Raw genomic sequence first — 24,199 nt, 5'->3', positions numbered from 1 at the left:
ACCGGCGCGGCCCCGCAATACCGCCTCGGGCAGCGGGGCCGCGCCGTCCCGGTCCGACGGGCGGGCCCTACGGGGCGGGCGGGAACAGCACGGGTATCGCCGAGACCAGGTGCGAGGCCCGGTCCAGGGCGCTGGCCAGCAGGGCGAGGTCGGTCGGTCCGTTGCCCAGCTCGCGCACCGGGCGGCGGGCCGGCGGATCTCCCATCCGCTCCCACTCCACCGGCACCACGGTCGGGCGCTGGGTCGCCGTCCTGGGAATGCGGCCGGTGACCCGGCCCGCCTGGAAGGGCACCGTCCGGCCGTCCGGACAGCGGAGCAGGCCGCGGCCGGGACCGGGCTGGTCCGGCGCGTCGAGCTCCACGCGCAGGGTGGACAGCCGGGCCAGCACCGTGTCGGCCGTGCGGTCCGGGCGCGCGCTGGTGGCCACCAGGTGCACCCCGAGCCGGGCGCCCTCCCGGGCCACCGCCTCCAGCGCCCGGACCACCGAACCGGCGGCGGGGCGGCCGGTGCTGCCGAGACCCGGCGCGACCAGCGCGTCGAAGTCGTCCACCAGCACCACCAGGCGGGGAAGCGGAGTGGGCCCGGCCGGGTCGGTACGGGCCGCCGACAGGGAGGAGCGCAGCCGCAGCGTGCCCGTCCGCTGGGGGTCGAGATCACCGCGCGACTCGCCCTCCGTGGGCCGGCGGGGCGCGACCATCCGGTCGGAGACCTCGCGCCGGGCGTGCCATTCGGCGAACGGCGTCCCGTCCAGCAGCTCGGCGCGGCGCTTGAGCTCCGCGCCCAGGGCCTGGGCGAACTCCCGCATCCGCAGCGGGTCCGAGGCCACCAGGTGGGCCGCGACGTGCGGGAGGTCGGTGCAGGGCGCCAGCCCCTCGCCGCGCTCGCCGCCCGCCCCGTCCAGCAGGAGCAGCCCGAGCCGATCGGGCCGGGCGCCCGCGGACAGGGACGCGGCCACCGACCGCAGCAGCTCGGTGCGCCCGCTGCCGGCCGGCCCCTCGACGAGCAGGTGCGGGCCGTCGTGGACGAGCTCGGTGCCGACGGGGCCGCGCCGTCCGCTGCCCAGCACCATCTCGACCAGGCCGCCCACCGCCTGCCCCTGCTCGGTGGCGGCGGCCCAACGGGCCATCAGGGAGGCCGGGGTGGCCCGCGCCAGTCCCAGCTCGTCCAGCAGCCGGGCCGTCACGGGCAGGGTGGCGGCGGCCGGCCGGTACGGCTCGGCGGTGCCCGCGCCGTCGGTGCGCAGCGGAGCCAGGGCCCGGGCGAACCGCTCGGCCCAGGCCGCGGACACGGCGTCGGCGGTGGCCGTCTCACCGCTCGGGGCCGGTCTGCCGCCGAGGACCGCGAAGGTCCGTACGGTCGTGGCCACGTCCCCGCTGAGCAGGGCGACCGCGCCGCAGTCCCGGAAGGCCGGGGTGCTCGCGCAGGCGGCCTCGTACGTCTCGGCGACCGGGGAGGCGGGCGTCGCGGGCGGGGTCTCGGCCAGCGCCAGGACGTGGATCCCGGCGGCCGGTCCGTGCGAGGCGAGCCGCCCGGTGAGGTCGCGCAGGGCGCCCGTGCCCGGATCGCCGTCCAGGACGAGGAGGGTGTACGGGCCCTCGTAGGCCTCGGCGGCCTGCCGCACCCGCTCCGGATCGGCGGCCGCCCAGTGCGTGCCGAGCGGGCCGTCGGCGAGGCGCCGGGTCAGCTCGCCGGCCCGGGCGGCCGCCTGGTCGCGGTCGTACGCGAGGAGCAGCCGGCAGTCCTGGCCGTGCGCGGGCCGTACGTGGGGCAGCCAGCCGAGCCAGCCCCAGTCGCGGCGCCGTTCGGCGAGGGTGCGCGCCCGGTCGGTGGAGACCAGCACGATCTCCAGCTGCGCGGGGGCGTGCAGGGCCGCCAGCTGCGCGATCACCCAGCGGGCCAGGCCCGTCAGCCGGACGCGCGGGCCGGCGAGGCCGAGGGCGCCGACCGCGCGCAGCGACACCCGGCTGCCGGCGCCGAGCCCGACGTCCAGTACGCCGGGGTGTCCCGGCGTACGGGACCACAGCCGGTCGGTGGGCCCCAGCGCGGCCAGCAGCAGCGCGGCCGGGTCGTCGGGGTCGGGTGCGGCGGGGGCGGCCGCGGCCGGGGGGCCGGCCGGGGCTTCGGCGGCCTCCTCGCCCCGGACCCATTTGCGGGCCCACGCGCCGAGGCCCTTGCGGCGCCCGGCCGGCACTTCCTCCGGCGCGTTCGCGGCGGCGGGCTCCGGTGCGGCCGCTGCCGCGTGCGGGTCCCCGGCGTAGGGGTCCGGCGCCGAGCCGGGGGTGCCGGTCCACTGCGCGCCGGGCAGGCCGGGGCGGGGTGCGGGCGGACCCGGAACGGCGGCTGCGGGGCCGCGGGCGCCGAGGGCGAGGTGGCCCTCCAGGTCCGGGGTCACCGGCAGCGGGGCGGCGGCCGCGGCGGCCAGCCGCAGCGTGGACTCGCCCACCCGCAGCAGCGCGCCCGGCGGCAGGGCCACCGGCTGGGGGCCCACCGGGGAGCCGTCCAGGGTGGTGCCGTTCGTCGAGTCCAGGTCGGCCACCGCCACCCGCCCGTCCCGCAGCACCGTCACCGTGCAGTGCAGCCGGGACACGTCGGGGTCGTCCAGCGGGACGTCGGCGTCGGCGGAGCGGCCCACCTTGATCTGCCCGCTGTGCAGCAGGTGCACCCCGCCCGCGTCGGGCCCGGCCACCACGTGCAGCTGGGGCGCGCCGAGGCTCTCCTCGGGCAGTACGTCCGGGACCGGGCCGTGCAGGGCCACCACCGCCCCGTCCACCAGCGGGGGTTCGCCCAGCACCCGCCGCTGGAGGTCGAGGCGCTCGGCTCCGGCGTAGAGGACGACCGTGCCCCCGGTGTCGGGTCCGCCGACGGTCGCCGCGAGTCCGGAGGCGACCGCGGCGAGCGCGGTGCCGACGGGCGCGGTGACGAGTACGTCACAGCTCACAGGGGCGGTCGAGGGCTGGTGGCCGCTGCGCGACCCAAGGACGGTCAGCCGGATCTGCATCGCCGTCAGCGGTCCCTTCTGCGCGGTGCGCGGTGTGTGCGCCCGGCAGGGGAAAGCCGGCACACCACTGCCCGACCGCCCCCCGCCCGGCACGGACGCGTCGTCCGGTCAGGTCTGCCGAAAAGGCGCGGCTCCCGCCCGTGCCGTTCCGTACGGGTGCATCCTCGCACCTGTCGCGGACAACACGCCCGGCGCCCGCCGACAATTGATCTTGATCGGTCACGGCACGGCGCGGACCTCGGCCGGACGGGACGGAGAGCAGGGGAAAATCGCCTCCGGCATAACCCCGGAACATCACCCTCCGTACATATGTGCGGCAACCAACCTCCGGCGCCCGGCGTCCTTCATGGGGACACCCCCTAGAGTGGGTCGGAAAATCCTGACGACACAAGACGACAGCAGGGGAGCGCGAGACGTGCGGCCAGTCGGCAGCAAGTACCTGCTCGAGGAGCCGCTCGGGCGCGGCGCCACGGGCACCGTCTGGCGTGCCCGCCAGCGGGAGACCGCGGGGGCCGAGGCGGCCGTCGCCGGGCAGCCCGGCGAGACGGTGGCCATCAAGGTCCTCAAGGAGGAGCTGGCCCAGGACGCGGACATCGTCATGCGCTTCCTGCGGGAGCGCTCCGTCCTGCTGCGCCTGACGCACCCCAACATCGTGCGCACCCGCGACCTCGTGGTCGAGGGCGACCTGCTGGCCCTGGTCATGGACCTGATCGACGGCCCGGACCTGCACAAGTACCTCCGCCAGAACGGCCCCTTCACCCCCGTCGCCGCGAGCCTGCTGACCGCGCAGATCGCGGACGCGCTCGCCGCCAGCCACGCCGACGGCGTGGTCCACCGCGACCTGAAGCCGGCCAACGTGCTGCTCGACGAGCGGGGCGGACAGATGCGCCCGATGCTCACCGACTTCGGCATCGCCCGCCTCGCGGACTCCCCGGGCCTGACCCGCACCCACGAGTTCGTCGGCACCCCGGCCTACGTGGCCCCCGAGTCCGCCGAGGGCCGCCCGCAGACCTCCGCGGTCGACATCTACGGCGCCGGCATCCTGCTCTACGAACTCCTCACCGGCCGACCGCCCTTCGCGGGCGGCACGGCGCTCGAAGTGCTCCACCGCCACCTCAGCGAGGAGCCGCAGCGCCCCTCGACCGTCCCCGAGCCCCTGTGGACCGTCGTCGAGCGCTGCCTGCGCAAGGAGCCGAACGAGCGGCCCAGCGCCCAGAGCCTGGCCCGCGGCCTGCGCGTGGTAGCCGCCGGCATCGGCGTGCACTCCTCGGCGGTCGAGGTGGAGGCCGCGCTCGGCGTCGGCGCGCTGCTCGCGCCCGACCCGTCCCCGGCGCCGGTCCCCGAAACCCCGGGCGTCCTGGGATCCGCCGACCCCACCCAGGTGCTGCCCGCGGGCGCCGGCGCGCCCCTGGGCGCGTACGACCCGAATGCCATGACCAGCGTCATGCCGCCGGTCGGCGCGCCCGGCGGGGCGGACCCGACCTCGGTGATGCCGCCCGTGCAGCAGCCGGACCAGCCGCATCCGTGGGAATCGCAGATGCGCGCCGTCCGCGACCGCAACGAGCAGACGCAGGTCCAGTACCTCGACCCGAGCGAGGACCCGCTGCGCCGCCGCCCGCAGCGGCAGGCGCCTCCGCCGCCGCAGCACCGGCCCCAGCAGCCGCCGCAGCACCGGCCCCAGCAGCCTCCTCAGCAGCAGTACCAGCAGCCGCAGCAGCCTCAGTACCGCCAGCCCCAGCAGCGGCCTCCGCAGCAGCAGTACGCGCCCCCGCCGCCTCCGCAGCACTACCAGCCGCAGCAGCACCAGCCGCAGCCGTACCAGCAGCCGCAACCTGCGCAGCAGCCCCAGTACCGGCAGCCGCAGCCGCAGCAGCCGCCCCAGCAGCAGCCGCCGCAGAGCCCGCCGCCCCGGCAGCAGCCCCCGCGCGAGCCGCGCCGCCGCAGCGCCAACCCGGTACGGATCCCCGGCCTCGGCTGCCTCAAGGGCTGCCTGGTCATGATCCTGCTGTTCGTCGTGGCGGGCTGGCTGATCTGGGAGCTGACCCCGCTCCAGGAGTGGGTCGGCACCGGCCGCGGCTGGTGGGACCAGCTGTGGACGTGGGGCTCCTCCATCGCCGACTGGGTGGGCTCCGTCGGGGAGGGCTCGGGCACCACGCAGCCCTGAACCGGGCCCCGAAGCGCCGAGTTCGTGGATTTGTCGACTTCTGGGACGTGTTTTCGCCCGCAGAAGTGAAGGTCGCCGCGAATCCGGGCCCCTGCTGGCCTCCAACGCCCACCCGGCCGCGTAGCTTTGGTGCGTACGCCAGCCGCTGAGGGAGCAGTCGTGGCACGGAAGATCGGCAGCCGGTACACCGCGCACCAGATCCTGGGGCGCGGCAGCGCGGGCACGGTGTGGCTGGGCGAGGGGCCTGACGGGCCCGTCGCCGTCAAACTGCTGCGCGAGGACCTCGCCTCCGACCAGGAGCTGGTCGGACGGTTCGTCCAGGAGCGCAGCGCGCTGCTCCGCCTGGAGCATCCGCACGTCGTCTCCGTCCGCGACCTCGTCGTCGACGGCAACGACCTGGCCCTCGTGATGGACCTCGTACGCGGTACGGACCTGCGCACGCGCCTCGACCGCGAGCGCAGGCTCGCCCCCGAGGCGGCCGTGGCCATCGTCGCGGACGTCGCGGACGCGCTGGCGGCCGCGCACGCGGCCGGGGTCGTCCACCGCGACGTCAAGCCCGAGAACGTCCTGCTGGACATGCAGGGGCCGCTCGGCCCGGGCGGCGCGCATCCGGCGCTGCTGACCGACTTCGGCGTGGCCAAGCTGATCGACAGCCCGCGGCGGGCCTCCGCGGGCCGGGCCTCGGCGCCGACCACGCGGATCATCGGCACGCCGGACTATCTGGCGCCGGAGATCGTGGAGGGGCTGCCCCCGCGGGCGGCGGTGGACATATACGCCCTGGCCACGGTCCTGTACGAGCTGCTGGCCGGATTCACCCCCTTCGGCGGGGGCCACCCGGGCGCGGTCCTGCGGCGGCACGTCACGGAGACCGTGGTCCCGCTGCCGGGCATCCCCGACGAGCTGTGGCAGCTGATCGTGCAGTGCCTGGCCAAGGCGCCGGCCTCGCGGCTGCGCGCCTCGGAGCTCTCCGTACGCCTCCGGGACCTGCTGCCGCTGCTGGCCGGGATGCCGCCGCTGGACGTGGACGAGCCGGACGACGCGGAGCCGGAGCCGGACCCCGCGGACGACCCGGCCGCGGCTTCGGCCGGGGCCGGCGCCGAGCCGGTGCGCCGCCGGGGCGTGGTCCCGCTGGTGCCGGGCTCGGCCACGGACTCCAACCGGGACACCCACACCTCGATGCGGGTGCCGGGGCCGGACGAGCTGGCGGGCGGCGCGCTGGGCACGGCCCGGGTCCCCCGCCCGGCGGGCGGCCACCGCCCGGGCTCGGCCCGCCACCGCGCGGAGGCCGCGCGCAAGCGGCGGCTGGTGCTGTCCGTCTCGGCCGTGGCGCTGGCCGCGGCGGTGGGCCTGGGCACGTGGCTCATGACCGCGGACGAGCCCGCACCCCCCCAGGACAACAAACAGTCGGTCCCCCACACCCCGTAACCCCCGCGCCGCAACCGCCGACGGGGCTAAAGGACCCGGGGCTCCGCCCCGTACCCCCCGCGCCTCAATCGCCGGCGGGGCTGGGAGGTTCGGGGTCCGGGCCTGCCCCCGCGCCTCAATCGCCGGCGGGGCTGGGTTTTCGGCCCGGATGTTGCCCTGCGGGCCATCCAGCCGCGCCGCGCAGGCGGCGGGAGCCCTATCCAGCCCCATCGGCGTTTGCGGCGCGGGAATGGGCGGGCCCGGGGGCGGCTACGGAGTGACCAGTTCCGGGTGCCAGCGCCGCGCCACGGCGGGGTGCGCCCGGACCCAGCCCTTCAGCTCGTTGCGCCCGTACTCGGCGTGCAGCGGGTTCAACGCGTCGTGCGCGATGCCCGGCGCCGCCGCCAGGTAGTCCCCGGGCACGGTCTCCACCACCGCGTCCAGCCGCGGGTTGTAGAAGAACGGCACCGAATACCGCTCCACCGCCCCCGGCGGGCTGACCACCCGGTGGTCCGTCGCCGTCAGGTAGCCCTCCGTCGCGATCTCCAGCAGCTCGCCCAGGTTGACCACGAACGCCCCGGGCAGCGGCGGGATGTCGACGTAGCCCCCGTCCCGCACCACCTGCAGGCCGCCCACCGAGTCCTGGAGGAGCAGGGTCAGGAAGCCGTAGTCCTTGTGCGCGCCGACCCCCTGGTCCGCCCCCGTCGGGTCCGACCCCGGGTAGCGGATCAGCTTCGTGTGCAGGTGGGGCCGGTCCGCGAAGGCCGCGTCGAAGAAGTCCGCCGGGGCTCCGATCGACGCCAGGATCTCCCGGAGCAGCCGGTGCGCCACCCCCGCCAGCCGGGCCTGCCAGTCCAGTACCACGCCCCGCAGCTCCGGCAGCGCCGCGGGCCACTGGTTCGGGCCCTCCAGCCACAGGTACGCCGGGTCCCCCGGCCCGACCTCCGGCGCCGGCCGCTCCGCGCCCACGTCCAGCTGGTCCCGCCAGTCCGAGGCCCCGCCGGTCAGCTCGTGGCCGATCCGGGTGTATCCCCGGAAGTGCGGGGAGTTCAGATTGCTCACGGCCAGCCGGTCGGCTTCCGGAAGGGCGAAGAAGGCCCTGGTCAGCTCCAGGACGCGGGCGCTCTCGGCGTCGGTGACGCCATGCCCGGTGAGGTGCAGGAACCCGCTGTCCCTGGCCGCTCCGTGGAGCTTCTTCAGGAATCCGGCCCGCCGGGCCGGGTCGTCGGCCTCGGAGAGGTCCAGGACGGGGAGGGCGGGAAGGGCGGTGGAGTGCGCGGACGGCATGACGTCTCCGTTTCGGATGTCACGGGGTCCTGTTCCCCAACGGGTGGCGGGGGCCGCGGGTGGGGAGGGCCGCCGGCAGGGATGGCGCCGGGACCGCTTGGGCCGCGTACAGGACCAAGTCGGATCGGTGTGGATCAGGCTTGGGGATGGTCCGGCGGCAGACAGCTCGACGTCGTGACGCGCATGTGGTCCACATGCCGGCGCTTCACGAGGCGCGTGACGAAGGGAACGGTCATACGGTGAGCGTACGCCCGTACGAGCGGTCATCAGTACGGGTGATCCGGCCTGCCCGGACGGTCCCGCCCGCGGACCGGCTACGCTGGACCCGTGGCAGTCGTCGATGTTTCCGAAGAGCTGAAGTCCCTCTCCTCGACCATGGGGTCGATCGAGGCCGTCCTGGACCTCGACAAGCTGAGGGCAGATATCGCCGTGCTCGAGGAGCAGGCCGCCGCGCCGTCCCTGTGGGACGACCCGGAGGCCGCCCAGAAGATCACGAGCAAGCTTTCGCACCTCCAGGCAGAGGTCCGCAAGACCGAGACCCTGCGCGGGCGCATCGACGACCTCTCGGTGCTGTTCGACCTCGCCCAGGAGATGGACGACGCGGAGACCCTCGCCGAGGCCGAGGCGGAGCTGGTCTCCGTGCGCAAGGCGCTGGACGAGATGGAGGTCCGGACCCTGCTCTCCGGCGAGTACGCCGAGCGCGAGGCCCTGGTCAACATCCGCGCCGAGGCCGGCGGCGTCGACGCCTCCGACTTCGCCGAGCGCCTGCAGCGCATGTACCTGCGCTGGGCCGAGCGGCACGGCTACGCGACCGAGGTCTACGAGACCTCGTACGCGGAAGAGGCCGGCATCAAGTCGACCACCTTCGTCGTCAAGGCCCCGTACGCCTACGGCACGCTCTCCGTCGAGCAGGGCACCCACCGCCTCGTGCGGATCTCGCCCTTCGACAACCAGGGCCGCCGCCAGACCTCCTTCGCGGGCGTCGAGGTGCTGCCGGTCGTCGAGTCCAGCGACCACGTCGAGATCGACGAGGGCGAGCTGCGCATCGACGTGTACCGCGCCTCCGGCCCCGGCGGCCAGGGCGTCAACACCACCGACTCGGCGGTGCGCATCACGCACCTCCCGACCGGCATCGTGGTCTCCTGCCAGAACGAGCGCTCGCAGATCCAGAACAAGGCCAGCGCCATGAACGTCCTCCAGGCCAAGCTGCTCGAGCGGCGCCGCCAGGAGGAGCAGGCCAGGATGGACGCCCTCAAGGACGGCGGCAGCTCCTGGGGCAACCAGATGCGCTCCTACGTCCTGCACCCGTACCAGATGGTCAAGGACCTGCGGACGGAGTTCGAGGTCGGCAACCCGCAGGCGGTGCTCGACGGCGAGATCGACGGCTTCCTCGAGGCCGGCATCCGCTGGCGCAAGCAGCAGGAGCAGACCGCGTAACCCGCTGGCATGCGGAAAGGGCCCGGACACCTGGTGTCCGGGCCCTTTCGTCATGAGTACGTCATGATCGGTACGTCTACGCGGTCTGCTGGGCCACCAGTGCCAGCGCGGCCACCAGGATCACCATGAGGGCGATGAGTGCCACGGGATTCAGGCCGGAGAAGGGGCCCTCCTGCTGGAGGCGCTCCCGGTTTGCCCGGCACACAGGGCAGCGGCCCTGGCTTACGGGTGCGGCGCAGTTCGCGCACACGAGCCGGTCATATGTCATGCGCTCCTCCTCTCGTCCCCTTCACATTGCGACACCGACTACAACGCGGTGGGGAACGAGACCGTTCCCCCTACCACTGTGCCAGCTTCGCAGGCATTCGGCGCGGCCCCTCCGGTCAATCGCGCTTCCGACGGTCCCGGTCCCTCCCGGGCCAGGGGATATAAGGGGCATCTCCGGTTGCCGGGTCCACACCCCGCGCCCGTTCGCGTATGGTCACGCTCACCTACTCCCGGCGACCGTGGTGCACCGTGATCCGATTCGACAGCGTCTCCAAGTCCTACCCGAAGCAGAACCGCCCCGCACTCAGAGATGTCTCCCTGGACATCGCGAAGGGCGAGTTCGTCTTCCTGGTCGGCTCCTCCGGCTCCGGCAAGTCCACCTTCCTGCGGCTCATCCTGCGCGAGGAGCGGGCGAGCCACGGCCAGGTCCACGTCCTGGGCAAGGACCTCGCCAAGCTCTCCAACTGGAAGGTCCCGCAGATGCGGCGCCAGCTGGGGACCGTCTTCCAGGACTTCCGCCTGCTGCCCAACAAGACGGTGGCCGAGAACGTGGCCTTCGCGCAGGAGGTCATCGGCAAGCCGCGGGGCGAGATCCGCAAGGCCGTCCCGCAGGTCCTGGAACTCGTCGGCCTCGGCGGCAAGGAGGACCGGATGCCCGGCGAGCTCTCCGGCGGTGAGCAGCAGCGCGTGGCCATCGCCCGCGCCTTCGTCAACCGCCCCGCCCTGCTCATCGCGGACGAGCCCACCGGCAACCTCGACCCCCAGACCTCCGTCGGGATCATGAAGCTGCTGGACCGGATCAACCGCACCGGCACCACCGTGATCATGGCGACCCACGACCAGCAGATCGTCGACCAGATGCGCAAGCGCGTCATCGAACTCGAACAGGGCCGACTCGTGCGCGACCAGTCGCGCGGCGTCTACGGCTACCAGCACTGAAAGGTCCCTGAGACGCAATGCGCGCCCAGTTCGTCATGTCGGAGATCGGCGTCGGTCTCCGTCGCAATCTCACCATGACCTTCGCGGTCATCATCTCCGTGGCCCTGTCGCTGGCCCTGTTCGGTGGCTCCCTGCTCATGCGCGAGCAGGTGAGCAAGATGAAGGGCTACTGGTACGACAAGGCCAACGTCTCGATCTACCTCTGCAACAAGTCGGACGCCGAGCAGGCCACCGAGGCCGCCAACAAGACGGCCGGATCCGGCGACCTGGGCGTGGCCACCTGCCGCAAAGGCGCGGTGACCGACGAGCAGAAGAAGCAGATCGAGGCCGAGCTCAAGCAGATGTCCCTGGTGAAGTCCGTCGCCTACGAGTCGGCGGACGAGGCCTACAAGCACTACCAGGAGCAGTACGGCCACACGGCGCTGGCCTCCTCCATCACCCCCGACCAGATGCAGGAGTCCTTCCGGGTCAAGCTCAAGGACCCGGAGAAGTACAAGGTCGTCACCTCGGCCTTCACCGGCCGGGACGGCATCCACACCGTCGACGACCAGCGCCAGGCCATCGACGACCTCTTCAAGATCCTCAACTACCTCAACTTCGCCGCCCTCGGCATCATGCTGATCATGCTGATCGTGGCGCTGCTGCTGATCGTCAACACGGTGCGCGTCTCCGCGTTCAGCCGGAGGCGGGAGACCGGGATCATGCGGCTGGTGGGTGCCTCCAGCTTCTACATCCAGGTCCCTTTCATCATGGAGGCGGCCGTCGCCGGGCTCATCGGCGCCCTGTTCGCCTGTGTGATGCTCGTCTCGGGCCAGTACTTCGTCATCGACCACGGCGTCGGCCTGCGGGACAAGATCCAGCTCATCGACTTCCTGGGCTGGGGGGCGATGATCGGCAAGCTGCCGTACGTGCTGTTCATCGGCCTCCTGATGCCCGCGGTGGCCGCGTTCCTCGCACTGCGCAAGTACCTGAAGGTGTGACAAGCGCCCCGTGAGCGGTCCGGCCAACCATCCGTACCGGCACGGGGCTTGTCCTAGACTCGGCGCCATGCCGGGTCTGCCCGCCCTCTGTCTCCGGCCCCGCGACCTGCGTCGCGGGGCCGTCTTGACGTTGGCTTTCCTCGCGGCCGTCGGCACCGCCGCGAGCACCGGCTGCTGGGACCGCGAAGCCCCCGCGGCAGCCTTCGCCGCCCGTGCGCAGGGACCCGTGCCCGAGCCGCCCAGGGTCACGGGCACCGCCGACCGCGAGGCCGTGGCCCGGGCCGCCGCCGAGGCCGTCGCCGACGGGAAGTCCGGCAAGAAGGCCGCCCAGGAGGTGGTCAGCCGCAGCGGCGACCGCTGGGGCACCGTCTACGACCAGGGCGAGTACGCCGCCTTCGCCGAGGGCCTCGACGGCCGCTGGACCGGGGTCGGGCTCTGGGCCCGGCGCGGCCCGGAAGGCCGCATCGAGGTCGACAAGGTCCAGCCCGCCGGCCCCGCCGCCCGGGCCGGCGTACGCCCCGGGGACCGGCTGCTGAGCGTCGACGGACAGGCCGTCACCGGCCTCGCCGTCACCGGCGTGGTCGCCCTGCTGCGCGGCGAGGCCGGCACCCCCGTCGTCCTGAACCTGAGCCGCGAGGGCGCCGACCTCACCGAGACCGTCCGCCGGGAGCAGCTGCGCACCGAGCCGGTGACCGTACGGCAGCTCCGCGACGGGATCACCGTCATCAAGGTGGCCTCCTTCACCCGCGGTTCGGGCGAGCGCGTCAAGGCGGCCGTGCGCGCGGCCCCGCCCGGCGGCGGGCTCGTGCTCGACCTGCGCGGCAATCCGGGCGGGCTGGTCGCCGAGGCGGTGACGGCCGCCTCCGCGTTCCTGGACGGCGGGCTGGTGGCGACGTACGACGTACGGGGCGAGCAGCGCGCCCTGTACGCGGACCCGGGCGGGGACACGACCAGGCCGCTGGTCGCCCTGGTGGACGGCGGCACGATGAGCGCGGCCGAGCTGGTGACCGGCGCCCTCCAGGACCGCGGCCGGGCCGTGGCGGTGGGCAGCCGGACCTTCGGCAAGGGTTCCGTGCAGATGCCGACGGAGCTCCCGGACGGCTCGGTGGCCGAGCTGACGGTCGGCACGTACCGCACGCCGGGCGGCCGCGGGCTGGACGGCAGCGGCATCACCCCGGACGTGGCGGCGGGTACCGGCGCCGAGGAGCGGGCCGTGCAGGTATTGGGTGGCCTAGGGGTGGGTCCGTAGTGCGAAAATGACCGCACTATGGCTAAGGAAAAAGGGCGCAAGCTGATCGCCCAGAACAAGAAGGCGCGGCACGACTACACGATCCTCGACACCTACGAGTGCGGCCTCGTGCTCACGGGGACCGAGGTCAAGTCCATGCGCCAGGGCCGGGCCTCGCTGGTCGACGGGTTCGTGTCGGTGGAGGGCCGCGAGGCGTGGCTCTACAACGTGCACGTGCCGGAGTACAGCCAGGGCACCTGGACCAACCACAGCGCCCGGCGCAAGCGCAAGCTCCTCATGCACCGGGAGGAGATCGACAAGCTGGAGCGCAAGGCGGACGAGTCGGGTCACACGATCGTGCCCCTCTCGCTGTACTTCAAGGACGGCCGCGCGAAGGTCGAGATCGCGCTGGCCAAGGGCAAGAAGGAGTACGACAAGCGGCAGACCCTGCGGGAGAAGCAGGACACCCGCGAGACGAACCGGGCGATCTCGGCGATCCGCCGCAAGCAGCGGGGTACGGTTTAATCACCTGGCACGTGGTGGTCCACTTCGCGTACCATGGCGTCAGCACCGCCCCCCGGGGCGGAGCAGATTGTTAAAAAAACATGGGGATGATCGGTTTCGACAGCGGATGTCGATGCAGGGGAAGCGAGCCGAGGAAGCGGCAATGATCTCGCTAACCACATGTCGCAAACAATAATCGCCAACTCCAAGAGCGATAACTCCCGCTTCACCCTCGCTGCCTAATAACAGTGAGCTGAAGCCTCTGTGAGGAGCGTCAGCCCGGAAGTGGTCCCGGTCCGGATCCTGGCGTCAATTAGGGATCTAAACCTCTAGCCCCGGTCACGGGGGCTGGAGGGAAATCAAACAGTGACTGAGCCCGTCGGAGACTTGTCCGTGTGATCTCCGGGGCTGAGAAAAGCGCAGCGGACTGCGCTCGGAGAAGCCCTGCTTCTGCACCGTTGGACGCGGGTTCGATTCCCGCCATCTCCACTCATCCCATGTGGGCAAAGGCCCCGCAGCCTCTCGGCTGCGGGGCCTTCGTCATGTCAGCCGGGGGCGGCTGCTAGCAGAACGGCACCTTGTTGAGGTTCAGGGCGTAGCGGGCGGAGATCCAGCCGCTGCCGTCGGCGAGCTTGTACCAGATCGAATTGCCGTCGACGTTCTGGCCGTTGACCTTGCACTGGAGCTTGACCACCGTGCCGGACGGGGCCTTGCCCTTCTTCGCGTACTGGGTGCCGGGGCCGGAGCGGATGCCGAGGCCCTTGCCGGGGGCGACGATCTTGGCCTTCGGGTGCTCGTGGTGGCCGCCGCACTTGCAGTCGCCGGGCTTGCCGGTGTCACCCTTGGGGCCCTTCGGGCCCTGCGGACCGGGCTTGCCCGGCAGGCCCTGGGGGCCCTTGGGGCCCTTCGGTCCGGCGGGCCCGGGCTTTCCGGGCTTGCCGTGGTTGCCCTTGGGTCCGGCGGGGCCGGGCTTTCCGGGCTTGCCCTGGTTGCCCTTGGGGCCCTGGGGTCCGGCGGGTCCGGCGGGTCCCTGAGGACCCTGGGGTCCGGGCGGGCCGCCTGCGGGGCCCTGCGGTCCCTCGGGTCCGGCCGGGCCTTCAGGGCCCTCGGGGCCCTGGGGTCCTACGGGGCCCCGGGGGCCGGTGTCGCCCCTGTCCCCCTTGTCGCCCTTCTCGCCCTTCGGGCCCGGCTTGCCGGGCTTGCCGTGGTGGCCGGGCTTTCCGGGCTTGCCGTGGTGGCCGGGCTTTCCGGGCTTGCCGTCGTCGCCCTTGGGGCCCGTGGGCCCGGTCACCGCGGTGGCCACGGCGAACAGGGCGGGCGCCTCGGCGCCGGTCGCCCACTCGCCGCCGTCCAGCGTCGTGCCCTCCGGGGCGTTCGCGTCCACCCGGACGGACACGCCGAGCCGGGTCTGCTCGTTCGCGGGGAAGACGAAGCCCGCGCGGGTTCCGGCCTCGCAGGTCAGCTGCCGGGCGTCGCGCGAGAGCGTGCACGGGGAGGCCGTGCGCCGGCCGTTCCAGTAGAAGCGGGCCTCCGGGAAGGTCGTCCGTTCCGGAGCGGTGATCCGGAAGGTGCTGCGGACGGCCTGATCCATCCCGGTGGCCGCGGCGATGACGACGCGGCCCGTACGGCCGGGAGCGATCGAGGGGACGTACGGCTGGGAGAACCGCGGCCCCGCCGAGTCGGCGAGGGCGGGAACGGCCGGTACGAGACAGGAGGCGGTGACGGCCGCGACGATCACGGCAGCCGAAACGGAGCGGTGAGCAGACAAAGGGTGTTCCTCCGCGGAGAAAGGGCGCTGGGGGAAGGCACCCCCAGTTATCGCGGATCGAGGGCGGCGGCGGTGCGTACCACGCGGGAACGATCACCCGCCCGCCGGATGAATCGCCCTGCCGCCGCAGCCGCCACGGCGGCGACCGCGGCCGCCGCGGGCAGCAGGTAGGCCGTCGTCGCACCGAGGCGGTCGACCGTCAGGCCCGCCGTGGCGGAGCCGGCCGCGATGCCCGCGAGGATGGCGGTGACCGCGAGGGTCATGCCCTCGTTGAGGCGGCCCGCCGGGGTCAGGGCGTGGACCCGGGACATCGCGGTGACCATCGTCGGGGCCGTGGCCATGCCGGCCAACAGCAGGGCCCCGGCGAGCGCGGCCGGCGAGCCGGTGGCCGCCGCGGCCCAGGGCAGGGCCATGAGGACGGCCAGGGCGCACACGCAGGTCCGCAGCGCGCGGGGGCGCAGGGTGCCGTAGAGGAGCCCCGCCGCGCAGGAGCCCGCCGCCTGGAGGGCGAGGACCAGTCCGGACGCGGCGCCCAGCCCTGCGGCGTCGAGGTAGGCGATCGAGGCGACCTCCATCGAGCCGAACACCAGCCCCAGGCAGCCGAACAGGGCCAGGAGCGGAGCCAGGGCGCGCAGCGGCGAGCCGTGGCGGGGCACCGCCCCCGCCGCCGGGGGCTCCGTGGAGCGCTGGGCGGTGAAGACCAGCATCCCGGTGAGGAAGAGGGCCGCGCCGGCGAGGGTGCCGGCCTCGGGGAAGACGGCCGTGCAGAGGAAGGCGGCCAGCACCGGGCCGAGCAGGAAGCACAGTTCGTCCGCGGCCTGTTCCAAGGACATCGCGGTGTGGTGCGAGGCCGGGGAGTCGCGCAGCAGGTGGGTCCAGCGGGCCCGGGACATGCCCCCGATGTTGGGGGTGGTGGCGGTCGCCGCGTAGGAGGCGAAGAGGGTCCAGGCCGGTGCCCCGGTCCGGACGCACACGACCAGGCACAGGGAGCCGAGGACCGCGACCAGGGTGGCGGGCACGGCGACGCGGGCCTGTCCGTACCGGTCGACGAGCCGGGCCGTCCAGGGCGCTACCAGGGCCGTGGCGGCCAGGCCGGTGGCCGTGACCGCCCCGGCGAGGGCGTACGAACCGCGCTGGCCGGCGATCATCATGACCGCGCTGACCCCGAACATGCCCATGGGGAGCCGGGCGAGCAGGTTCCCGGCGGTGAAGGCGCGGGTCCCGGGAAGGGCGAACAGGCGGCGGTACGGACCGCTGACGCGGCCCGCCGCGGCGGGGCCGGGCGCGGGCGCGGCGGCAGGCGCGGGAGCGTTCGCGGGGGCGGGGCGGGCGGGCGCGGGAGCAGGCGCGGGCGCGGGTGCGGCGGTCGCCGGGGCGGCGAGGACGAGCGTGGTGCCGGTGACGGTCATGAGGGGCATGGCAACCACCCTCGGGCGGAGCCCCGTTCGGCGTCCAACACCTGTTCGGAGGCCATTCACCGCATTCGGTTGTTAGTCTCCTGGGGTGAACCCCCGTGATGTGGACCCCCGGCTGCTGCGCGGGTTCGTCGCCGCCGCCGAGGAGCTGCACTTCACCCGTGCCGCCGCCCGCCTCTACGTCGCCCAGCAGGCCCTCAGCCGCGATGTCCGGCGGCTCGAACAGGCCCTGGGCGCCGCCCTGTTCGCCCGGACCACCCGCGCGGTCGAGCTGACCCCCGACGGGCTGCGGCTGCTGCCGCTCGCCCGGCGGGCGCTGGCCGCGCACGAGGAGCTGGCCGCCGCCTTCACCGCCCCGCGGGCCCTCCTCGTCGACCTGAACACCGACGGCCCCAGCACGGGCCGCCGGGTCCTGGAACGGGCCCGCGAACTCGCCCCGGACTGCGAGCTGATGGCCCGCTTCGAAAGCGGCCTCACCCACGCCGCCGCCGAGATCGCCGCCGGCCGGCTCGACGTCGCCTTCGGGTACGCCGACGGCCTGGCCCCGGGGCTCCGGACGCGCCTCGCGCAGGCGCCCGTACGGTACGAGCCGCTCGCCGTCCTGCTGCCCGAGGGGCACCCGCTGGCCGCCGAGGACGCCGTACGGGTGGACGCGCTGGCCGGGGAGACCGTGTACGCGGGGGCCGGGAACCCGCGGACCGTGGAGTGGACGGAGCTCGCCCGCGAGCTGTTCGCCGGGCGCGGGATCGAGATGGCGCCGCCCGCCCCCGTCGCCGTGGGGAAGGAGGAGTTCGGCCGGGTGATGGCCAAGACCGGCAATCCGGTCCTGGTGACCGTGGACTTCCTCGACATGCCCGCCTGCGTGAAGCGCCCGCTGACCGACCCCGTCCCGCTGTCCCCGCTGTCGATGGTGTGGCGGCGGGGTTTCGGCCACCCCGGCCTGGACGCGCTGCGCGCCGCGGCCGCCGCACTGGCCGCCGAGCACGGCTGGCTGGAACCCCCCGCCGGGACCTGGGTCCCCGCCCGGCTCACACACGGCCATGGCGCCGGGTGAGAGCAAGGTTTCCCGGCGGTCATCCGGCGGGGACCGGGGCCGAAACGCGCCCTTCCTACGGTCGTGGCCACGGACGCGACAGCTGTGGAGGGCGTGTGATGACCGGTACGACCGCACCGCGCAAGGGGGGCCGCTGGATCGAGCGGTGGGATCCCGAGGACGAGACGTTCTGGAAGGAGACCGGCGAGCGGGTCGCCCGCCGCAACCTCGTCTACTCCGTGCTCTCCGAGCACATCGGGTTCTCCATCTGGTCGCTCTGGTCCGTGATGGTCCTGTTCATGGGACCCGAGTACGGGATCGACCCGGCCGGGAAGTTCTTCCTGATCGCCACCGCCACCCTCGTCGGCGCGCTCGTACGGGTGCCCTACACCTTCGCCGTCGCCCGCTTCGGCGGCCGGAACTGGACCGTCTTCAGCGCACTCCTGCTGCTGGCGCCCACGGTGGCCGCGATGCTGGTCATGGAGCCCGGCACCTCCTACGGCACCTTCCTGGCCGTGGCCGCCCTCACCGGCGTCGGCGGCGGCAACTTCGCCTCGTCGATGACGAACATCAACGCCTTCTTCCCGCTGCGCAAGAAGGGCTGGGCGCTCGGACTGAACGCCGGCGGCGGCAACATCGGCGTACCGGTGGTGCAGCTGGCCGGACTGCTGGTCATCGCCACCGCCGGAGCCGGGCACCCGCGGCTGCTGCTCGCCGTCTACATCCCGCTGGTCGTGGTCGCGGCGGCGCTGGCCCTCGCGCGCATGGACAACCTGGCGCCCGTGCGCAACGACACCGGCGCCGTCCGCGAAGCGGTCGGGGACGCGCACACCTGGATCATGGCGTTCCTGTACATCGGCACCTTCGGGTCCTTCATCGGATACAGCTTCGCCTTCGGACTCGTGCTCCAGACCCAGTTCGGGCGCACCCCGCTGCAGGCCGCCTCGCTCACCTTCATCGGGCCGCTGCTCGGCTCACTGATCCGGCCGGTGGGCGGCGCCCTGGCCGACCGGTTCGGCGGGGCACGGATCACCCTGGGAACCTTCGTGGCGATGGCGGCGGCGACCGGCGTGGTGGTGTTCGCCTCGCAGCGGCACTCGCTGGAGGTGTTCCTCGTCGGGTTCGTGGCCCTGTTCGTACTGAGCGGGCTCGGCAACGGCTCGACGTACAAGATGATCCCGGGCATCTTCCAGGCCAAGGCGCTGGCACGCGGAATGAGCGGCGAGGCCGCCGCCGCGTACGGACGGCGGCTGTCCGGGGCCGCCATGGGGCTGATCGGGGCGGTCGGGGCGCTCGGCGGACTGGGCATCAACCTGGTCTTCCGGGAGGCGTTCCTCACCTCCGGGTCGGGCACGGCGGCCTTCGTCACCTTCCTCGGCTTCTACGCCCTGTGCTGCGCGGTGACCTGGGCGGTATACCTTCGCCGGCCGGCGGCCGCGACCGTCCCGGCGGCCGGGGTCGAGGCGAAACCGCAGCTCACGTCGGTGTAACCGGGGCGAAATACGGGTGAACCGAGTCCGACACGCCGCCTTGGCAGGCTCGGTCCACCCGCACCCCCCATGCACGTCACAAGGCAGGTCACGATGGACGACACCAAGACCGGTCCGCTCGCGGGCTTCACCGTCGGCGTCACCGCCGCCCGGCGCGCGGACGAACTCATCGCCCTGCTGCGCCGGCGCGGGGCCTCCGTGCTGCACGCGCCCGCGCTGCGGATCGTCCCGCTGGCCGACGACAGCGAACTCCTCGCCGCCACCAAGGAGCTGATCGACTGCGCGCCGGACGCGGTGGTGGCCACCACCGCGATCGGGTTCCGCGGCTGGATCGAGGCCGCCGACGGGTGGGGGGTCGGCGAGGAGCTGCTGGCGCGGCTGCGGACCACCGAACTCCTGGCGCGGGGGCCGAAGGTGAAGGGCGCCGTCCGGGCCGCCGGGCTGGTGGAGGCCTGGTCGCCGGAGTCGGAATCGCTCGCCGAGGTGCTGGAGCGGCTGCTGGCGGGCGGGGTGGCCGGACGCCGGATCGCCCTCCAGCTGCACGGGGAGCCGCTGCCCGGCTTCGTCGAGGCGCTGCGGGCCGGCGGGGCCGAGGTGGTGGTGGTCCCGGTGTACCGGTGGATGGCGCCCGAGGACCTCGCCCCGCTGGACCGGCTGCTGGACGCGGTCGTGGGCGGCGCGGTGGACGCGGTCAGCTTCACCTCGGCGCCGGCGGCGGCCTCGCTGCTGTCGCGGGCCGAGGAGCGCGGCGTACGGGAACCGGTGCTGGCGGCGCTGCGGGGCGGGGTGCTGGCCGCGTGCGTGGGGCCGGTGACCGCGCTGCCGCTGCAGGCGCACGGGGTGGACACCGTGCAGCCGGAGCGGTTCCGGCTGGGGCCGCTGGTCCAACTGCTCTGCCAGGAGCTGCCCGGCCGGGCGAGGGTGCTGCCGGTGGCCGGGCACCGGCTGGAGATCCGCGGGCACGCGGTCCTGGTCGACGAGGAGCTGCGGCCGGTGCCGCCCGCCGGGATGGCCCTGCTGCGGGCCCTGGCCCGGCGGCCGGGCTGGGTGGTGGCCCGGGCCGAACTGCTGCGGGTGCTGCCGGGCGCGGGGCGCGACGAGCACGCCGTGGAGACGGCGATGGCCCGCCTGCGGGTGGCGCTGGGCGCCCCGAAGATGATCCAGACCGTGGTGAAGCGGGGCTACCGGCTGTCGCTGGACGCGGGCGGCGAGGCCAAGTACGGGGAGCGGTCCGCCCCGTGACGCGCGGGGAGGCCCTGGGCTAGCGTGCGGCAATGATCATTGACGGCGTGGAGATGAGGGGCCTGGAAGCCGGCGACGCCGCCGGGCTGGCCGAGGCCTACGCGCGCAACCGGGCCTTCATGGCGCCCTTCGAACCGGCCCGGCCGCCGGAGTTCTACACCGAGCGCGGCCAGCGGGCCCGCATCGAGGGCATGCTCGCGGACCGGGACGCCGGGCGGATGGTCCCGTACGTCCTGGTCGAGGCGGCGGGCGGGACGCCGGTCGGCGCGATCAACCTGGGCTCGATCGCGCTCGGTCCGCTGTGCAGCGGCGGCGTGGGCTACTGGGTGGACCGGGACTGGAACGGCAAGGGCCTGGCCACCGCCGCCCTGGAGGAGGTGTGCCGGGTCGCCCGCGAGGAGGCGGGCCTGCACCGCGTGGAGGCCGGGACCCTGCTCGGCAACCTCGCCTCGCAGCGGGTGCTGCGCAAGGCCGGCTTCGAGGAGTACGGGATCGCCCCGCGCTACCTGCACATCGACGGCGCCTGGCGCGACCACCGCCTCTTCCAGCGCCTCCTGCACGACGATCCCCCGCCGGTATAGCCCTCCCGGACCGGGCCTGGGCCCCGTCGGGGGCTTCCGCTCGTACCCGCGGGGCGGCACTCTGGTGGGGCGCCCCACGACGCGAGGCGGTGACGGGCATGCGGTTCGACTCCGGCCGGGTCTGCCTGGACCTGGTGGCCACTCTCGCCCCCCACGAGGGGCTTGCGGACGGTGACGGGCTGCGGCTGTGGCTCGCCGGAGCCGGGCTGGTGCCCGACCGGACGCCGCTCGCCCGGGTCGGCCCGGACTGGGCGGCCGCGTTCCGCTCCCTGCGCTCCGACGTGGAGACCCTCGTACGGGCGGAACTGGACGCGGCCGCGCCGTCGCCCGCCGCGGCGCAGGCCCTCGCCCGGGTCAACGCGCTGGCCGCCGGGCCACCCCCCGGCCTGTGTGCCGTACGGGACCGGGAAGGGCACCTCGTACGGGAGTTGTGCGGCGGCGTGGAGTGCGGGGCCCTGCTCGCGGTCGTGGCCCGCGACGCCGTCGAGCTGCTCACCGACCCCGGCGACCTGGCGCTGCTGAGGGCCTGCGAGGGCGACGGCTGCACCCGGGTCTACCTGGACACTTCCCGCGGCCACCGGCGCCGCTGGTGCTCCAGCGAGCTGTGCGGCAACCGGGAGCGCGTGGCCCGGCACCGCCGCCGGGTCCTGGCCGCGGGATCCGTCTAGGCGGTCCGGGCCGGCCGGCACGACACCGCCCGGCACGGTTCCGGAACGGGCGTGCGGACAGGGCGCCGATTCGCGTACGGTTGACGGTCGCCCATGCACGTCAGAAGGGGGCCTTGGTGGCCGCGCAGAATGCCGCTGTCGACAGCACGGCGGATTCCGTCCGAGATCGGGAGATCGCGGTCGAGCAGACGCATCTCGACCAGGTGTACCGACGCCTCGAGGAGAAGATCCACGAGGCCGAGTTCCTGATGAACGACGCCGCTCAGCGCGGCCAGGTGGGCACCCCCGGCGCCCTCGCCGAGCGCGACGCGCAGGTCTTCCGGGCGGGCATCCACCTGAACCGGCTCAACAACGAGTTCGAGGACTTCCTCTTCGGCCGCGTCGACCTGGTGCTCGGCAAGGACGGGGAGCGCGGCCCGGACGGCGCCTACACCTCCGTCGAGCCCGCCGACGACGCGATCCGCGAGGACCTCACCGCCGACATCGCCGAGACCCTGCACATCGGCCGCATCGGAGTCCTGGACTCCGACTACGCGCCGCTGGTCATCGACTGGCGGGCCCCGGCGGCCGCGCCGTTCTACCGCTCCACGCCCAAGGACCCCGGCCGCGTCGTACGCCGCCGGGTCATCCGCTCCAAGGGCCGCAAGGTGCTGGGCGTCGAGGACGACCTGATGCGCCCCGAGGTCACCGCCTTCCTGGACGGCCGGGAGCTGCCCGCCATCGGCGACGGCGCCCTGATGGCCGCCCTCGGACGGGCCCGTACGCACTCGATGCGGGACATCGTCTCCTCCATCCAGGCCGAGCAGGACCTCGTCATCCGCGCCCCCGCCGCCTCCGTCGCCGAGGTCGCGGGCGGGCCCGGCACCGGCAAGACCGCCGTCGCCCTGCACCGCGCCGCCTACCTGCTCTACCAGGACCGGCGCCGCTACTCCGGCGGCATCCTGATCGTCTCCCCGACCCCGCTGCTCGTCGCGTACACCGAGGGCGTGCTGCCCTCCCTCGGTGAGGAGGGGCAGGTCGCCATCCGGGCGCTGGGCTCGCTGGTCGACGGCGCCGAGGCGACCACGTACGACGACCCGGCCGTGGCTCGGATCAAGGGCTCCTCGCGGATGTTGAAGGTGCTCCGCAAGGCCGTACGGGGCGCCCTGGAGCTCGGCGGCGCCCCCGACCGGCTGCGCGTGGTGGCCTTCGGGCGCCGCCAGGAGCTGGAGGCCGACGAGCTGAACCGGATCCGGCAGAACGTGCTCGGCGGCACCGCGCCGGTGAACCTGCTGCGCCCGCGCGCCCGCAAGCTGCTGCTCGACGCCCTGTACGCCCGCTCCGGCCAGTCCGGCCGGCACAGCGACCCGGAGCTGGCCGCCGAGCTGCGCTCCGCCTTCGACGAGGACATCTCCACCGAGGACGCCTTCATCGACTTCCTCGACCGCTGGTGGCCCGAGCTCACCCCGCGCGGGGTGCTGGCCGCCATGGCCGACGAGCGGCGGCTCGGCCGCTGGTCGCGCCGCGAGCTGAACCCGCGCGAGATCCGCCGGCTGGCCCGCTCGCTGCGCCGGGTGGGCCCGGACGGCAAGGGTCCCCTGTCGGTGCACGACGTGGCGCTGCTGGACGAGCTCCAGCAGCTGCTCGGCGCGCCCGCCCGGCCCAAGCGCAAGCGGGAGATGGATCCGCTGGACCAGCTCAGCGGGCTGGAGGAGCTGATGCCGACCCGCGAGGAGACCCAGTGGGAGCGGGCCGAGCGGCTCGCGGCGGAGCGCACCGAGTACGCGCACGTCATCGTGGACGAGGCCCAGGACCTGACGCCGATGCAGTGGCGGATGGTGGGCCGGCGGGGCCGGACGGGCACCTGGACGGTGGTCGGCGACCCGGCGCAGTCCTCCTGGACCGACCCGGACGAGGCGGCCGCGGCCCGCGACGAGGCCCTCGGGTCCCGACCGCGCAAGCGGTTCACGCTGACGGTGAACTACCGCAACCCGGCCGAGGTCGCCGAGGTCGCGGCCCGGGTGCTGCGCCTGGCGATGCCCGGCATGGAGCCGCCGTCGGCGGTGCGCTCCACGGGCCTGGAGCCCCGCTTCGCGGCGGCCGGGGACGATCTGGGCGCCACGGTGCGGGAGGAGACCCGCCGGCTGCTGGAGCAGGTCGACGGCACCGTCGGCGTGGTCGTGGCCATGGACCGGCGCGCGGAGGCCGCGGGCTGGCTCGCCGGCCTCGGGCAGCGGGCGGTGGCGCTGGGCAGCCTGGAGGCCAAGGGCCTGGAGTACGACGCCACCGTCGTCGTCTCCCCGGCGGAGATCGCGGACGAGTCCCCGGCGGGCCTGCGGGTGCTGTACGTGGCGCTGACGCGCGCGACGCAGCAGCTGACGGTGGTCTCGGCGGAGCGGGACCGGCCCGACGCGTCCGGCGTACCGGAACTGCTGCTCCCGTAACGCCCACCCGGCCGTGCGCGCGGGGCTCGCGCCCGCCGTACGGCCGTATGGTCCGCGGCCGGCAGCGTGGTCGGCACAAACCGGGCGCCTGGAGGGGGACCGCATTCGGCGATCCTTTGTTAGCCTGGTGAAGGCACCGACTCGATCCAAGCCCCCGGGCCCAACCTTCGTCGCTTCGAGCGACCACTTGCCGCGAGGCGAGCATGGCGGGTCGGTGTCATAGACGGAGCAGCACAGGTCCGCGCCCCCCACTCCGTGGGGGGCGCGGACCTGTTTCGTGTGCCCCGCCCTTCCACCGCACCCCTGTTATCTCGTATGGTGGAAGTGTCTTTCCGGAATTTGTAGCTGGTTACCTTGTACCGGCTGGTAGG

At 74.0% G+C, this 24,199-nt stretch carries 18 protein-coding genes and 1 other RNA gene; 14 read left to right on the top strand and 5 right to left on the bottom strand.

Annotated elements, in window-relative coordinates; genetic code table 11:
* Positions 1-67: 67 nt before the first annotated feature.
* Positions 68-2,998, bottom strand: coding sequence for an FHA domain-containing protein (locus BGK67_RS14520; RefSeq protein ID WP_069920488.1), 2,931 nt, complete (start codon positions 2,996-2,998; stop codon positions 68-70).
* Between the two features lie 415 nt (positions 2,999-3,413).
* Here BGK67_RS14520 and BGK67_RS14515 point away from each other — a divergent pair, with 415 nt between their 5' ends.
* Both BGK67_RS14515 and BGK67_RS14510 read left to right on the top strand, forming a co-directional pair.
* A complete protein-coding gene (locus BGK67_RS14515) occupies positions 3,414-5,162 on the top strand; it encodes a serine/threonine-protein kinase (protein WP_069920487.1) in 1,749 nt (582 codons plus the stop codon).
* Between the two features lie 159 nt (positions 5,163-5,321).
* Positions 5,322-6,587 (top strand): serine/threonine-protein kinase, encoded by a 1,266-nt coding sequence (locus BGK67_RS14510; RefSeq protein WP_069920486.1) that lies wholly within the window; start codon positions 5,322-5,324, stop codon positions 6,585-6,587.
* A gap of 249 nt (positions 6,588-6,836) precedes the next feature.
* On the opposite strand, the gene BGK67_RS14505 is transcribed toward BGK67_RS14510, so the two are convergent.
* Positions 6,837-7,853, bottom strand: a complete 1,017-nt coding sequence (locus BGK67_RS14505; RefSeq protein ID WP_069920485.1) for an isopenicillin N synthase family dioxygenase — start codon at positions 7,851-7,853, stop codon at positions 6,837-6,839.
* Between the two features lie 327 nt (positions 7,854-8,180).
* On the opposite strand from BGK67_RS14505, the gene prfB reads away from it, so the two are divergent.
* A complete protein-coding gene (gene prfB, locus BGK67_RS14500) occupies positions 8,181-9,290 on the top strand; it encodes a peptide chain release factor 2 (RefSeq protein WP_069920484.1) in 1,110 nt (369 codons plus the stop codon).
* Between the two features lie 76 nt (positions 9,291-9,366).
* On the opposite strand, the gene BGK67_RS14495 is transcribed toward prfB, so the two are convergent.
* Positions 9,367-9,558 carry a hypothetical protein gene (locus BGK67_RS14495; protein WP_069920483.1) on the bottom strand — a complete coding sequence of 64 codons (192 nt, stop codon included), beginning with the start codon at positions 9,556-9,558 and terminating at the stop codon, positions 9,367-9,369.
* A gap of 248 nt (positions 9,559-9,806) precedes the next feature.
* Between BGK67_RS14495 and ftsE the strand changes: the two genes are divergently transcribed.
* The 5 genes from ftsE to ssrA all read left to right on the top strand — a co-directional run bounded on the left by ftsE (position 9,807) and on the right by ssrA (position 13,700).
* A complete protein-coding gene (gene ftsE / locus BGK67_RS14490) occupies positions 9,807-10,496 on the top strand; it encodes a cell division ATP-binding protein FtsE (protein WP_069923855.1) in 690 nt (229 codons plus the stop codon).
* A gap of 17 nt (positions 10,497-10,513) precedes the next feature.
* Positions 10,514-11,476 carry a permease-like cell division protein FtsX gene (ftsX, locus tag BGK67_RS14485; RefSeq protein ID WP_069920482.1) on the top strand — a complete coding sequence of 321 codons (963 nt, stop codon included), beginning with the start codon at positions 10,514-10,516 and terminating at the stop codon, positions 11,474-11,476.
* Between the two features lie 67 nt (positions 11,477-11,543).
* Entirely contained in the window at positions 11,544-12,725 is a 1,182-nt protein-coding gene (locus BGK67_RS14480; protein WP_069920481.1) for a S41 family peptidase, read from the top strand.
* Positions 12,726-12,743: 18 nt separating this feature from the next.
* Positions 12,744-13,229 carry an SsrA-binding protein SmpB gene (smpB, locus tag BGK67_RS14475; protein WP_069920480.1) on the top strand — a complete coding sequence of 162 codons (486 nt, stop codon included), beginning with the start codon at positions 12,744-12,746 and terminating at the stop codon, positions 13,227-13,229.
* A gap of 82 nt (positions 13,230-13,311) precedes the next feature.
* Positions 13,312-13,700: a transfer-messenger RNA gene (gene ssrA / locus BGK67_RS14470) on the top strand.
* Between the two features lie 70 nt (positions 13,701-13,770).
* Here ssrA and BGK67_RS38875 read toward each other — a convergent pair.
* Together BGK67_RS38875 and BGK67_RS14460 are read right to left on the bottom strand one after the other, a co-directional pair.
* On the bottom strand, positions 13,771-14,976 hold the full coding sequence (locus tag BGK67_RS38875; RefSeq protein ID WP_069920479.1) for an SH3 domain-containing protein: 1,206 nt from the start codon (positions 14,974-14,976) through the stop codon (positions 13,771-13,773).
* A 47-nt stretch (positions 14,977-15,023) separates the two neighbouring features.
* Positions 15,024-16,385: an MFS transporter gene (locus tag BGK67_RS14460; RefSeq protein ID WP_208948803.1), complete on the bottom strand. Its 1,362-nt coding sequence runs from the start codon at positions 16,383-16,385 to the stop codon at positions 15,024-15,026.
* A 94-nt stretch (positions 16,386-16,479) separates the two neighbouring features.
* On the opposite strand from BGK67_RS14460, the gene BGK67_RS14455 reads away from it, so the two are divergent.
* From BGK67_RS14455 to BGK67_RS14430, 6 genes are all read left to right on the top strand, one after another.
* A complete protein-coding gene (locus BGK67_RS14455) occupies positions 16,480-17,445 on the top strand; it encodes a LysR family transcriptional regulator (protein ID WP_069920478.1) in 966 nt (321 codons plus the stop codon).
* A gap of 98 nt (positions 17,446-17,543) precedes the next feature.
* Complete coding sequence (locus BGK67_RS14450) at positions 17,544-18,914, top strand: nitrate/nitrite transporter (RefSeq protein ID WP_069920477.1); 1,371 nt, start codon at positions 17,544-17,546, stop codon at positions 18,912-18,914.
* Positions 18,915-19,007: 93 nt separating this feature from the next.
* Positions 19,008-20,156: a uroporphyrinogen-III synthase gene (locus BGK67_RS14445; protein ID WP_107488810.1), complete on the top strand. Its 1,149-nt coding sequence runs from the start codon at positions 19,008-19,010 to the stop codon at positions 20,154-20,156.
* 32 nt (positions 20,157-20,188) lie between these two features.
* A complete protein-coding gene (locus BGK67_RS14440) occupies positions 20,189-20,737 on the top strand; it encodes a GNAT family N-acetyltransferase (RefSeq protein ID WP_069920475.1) in 549 nt (182 codons plus the stop codon).
* Positions 20,738-20,835: 98 nt separating this feature from the next.
* Entirely contained in the window at positions 20,836-21,405 is a 570-nt protein-coding gene (locus BGK67_RS14435) for a CGNR zinc finger domain-containing protein (RefSeq protein WP_069920474.1), read from the top strand.
* Between the two features lie 116 nt (positions 21,406-21,521).
* Entirely contained in the window at positions 21,522-23,828 is a 2,307-nt protein-coding gene (locus BGK67_RS14430; RefSeq protein ID WP_069920473.1) for a HelD family protein, read from the top strand.
* The last annotated feature ends 371 nt before the right edge of the window (positions 23,829-24,199 follow it).

The organism is Streptomyces subrutilus, assembly GCF_001746425.1.
Taxonomy (GTDB): Bacteria; Actinomycetota; Actinomycetes; order Streptomycetales; family Streptomycetaceae; genus Streptomyces; species Streptomyces subrutilus_A.
The sequence above is the reverse complement of the archived record's forward strand: the minus strand, read 5'-3'. Positions and strand labels throughout refer to the sequence as shown.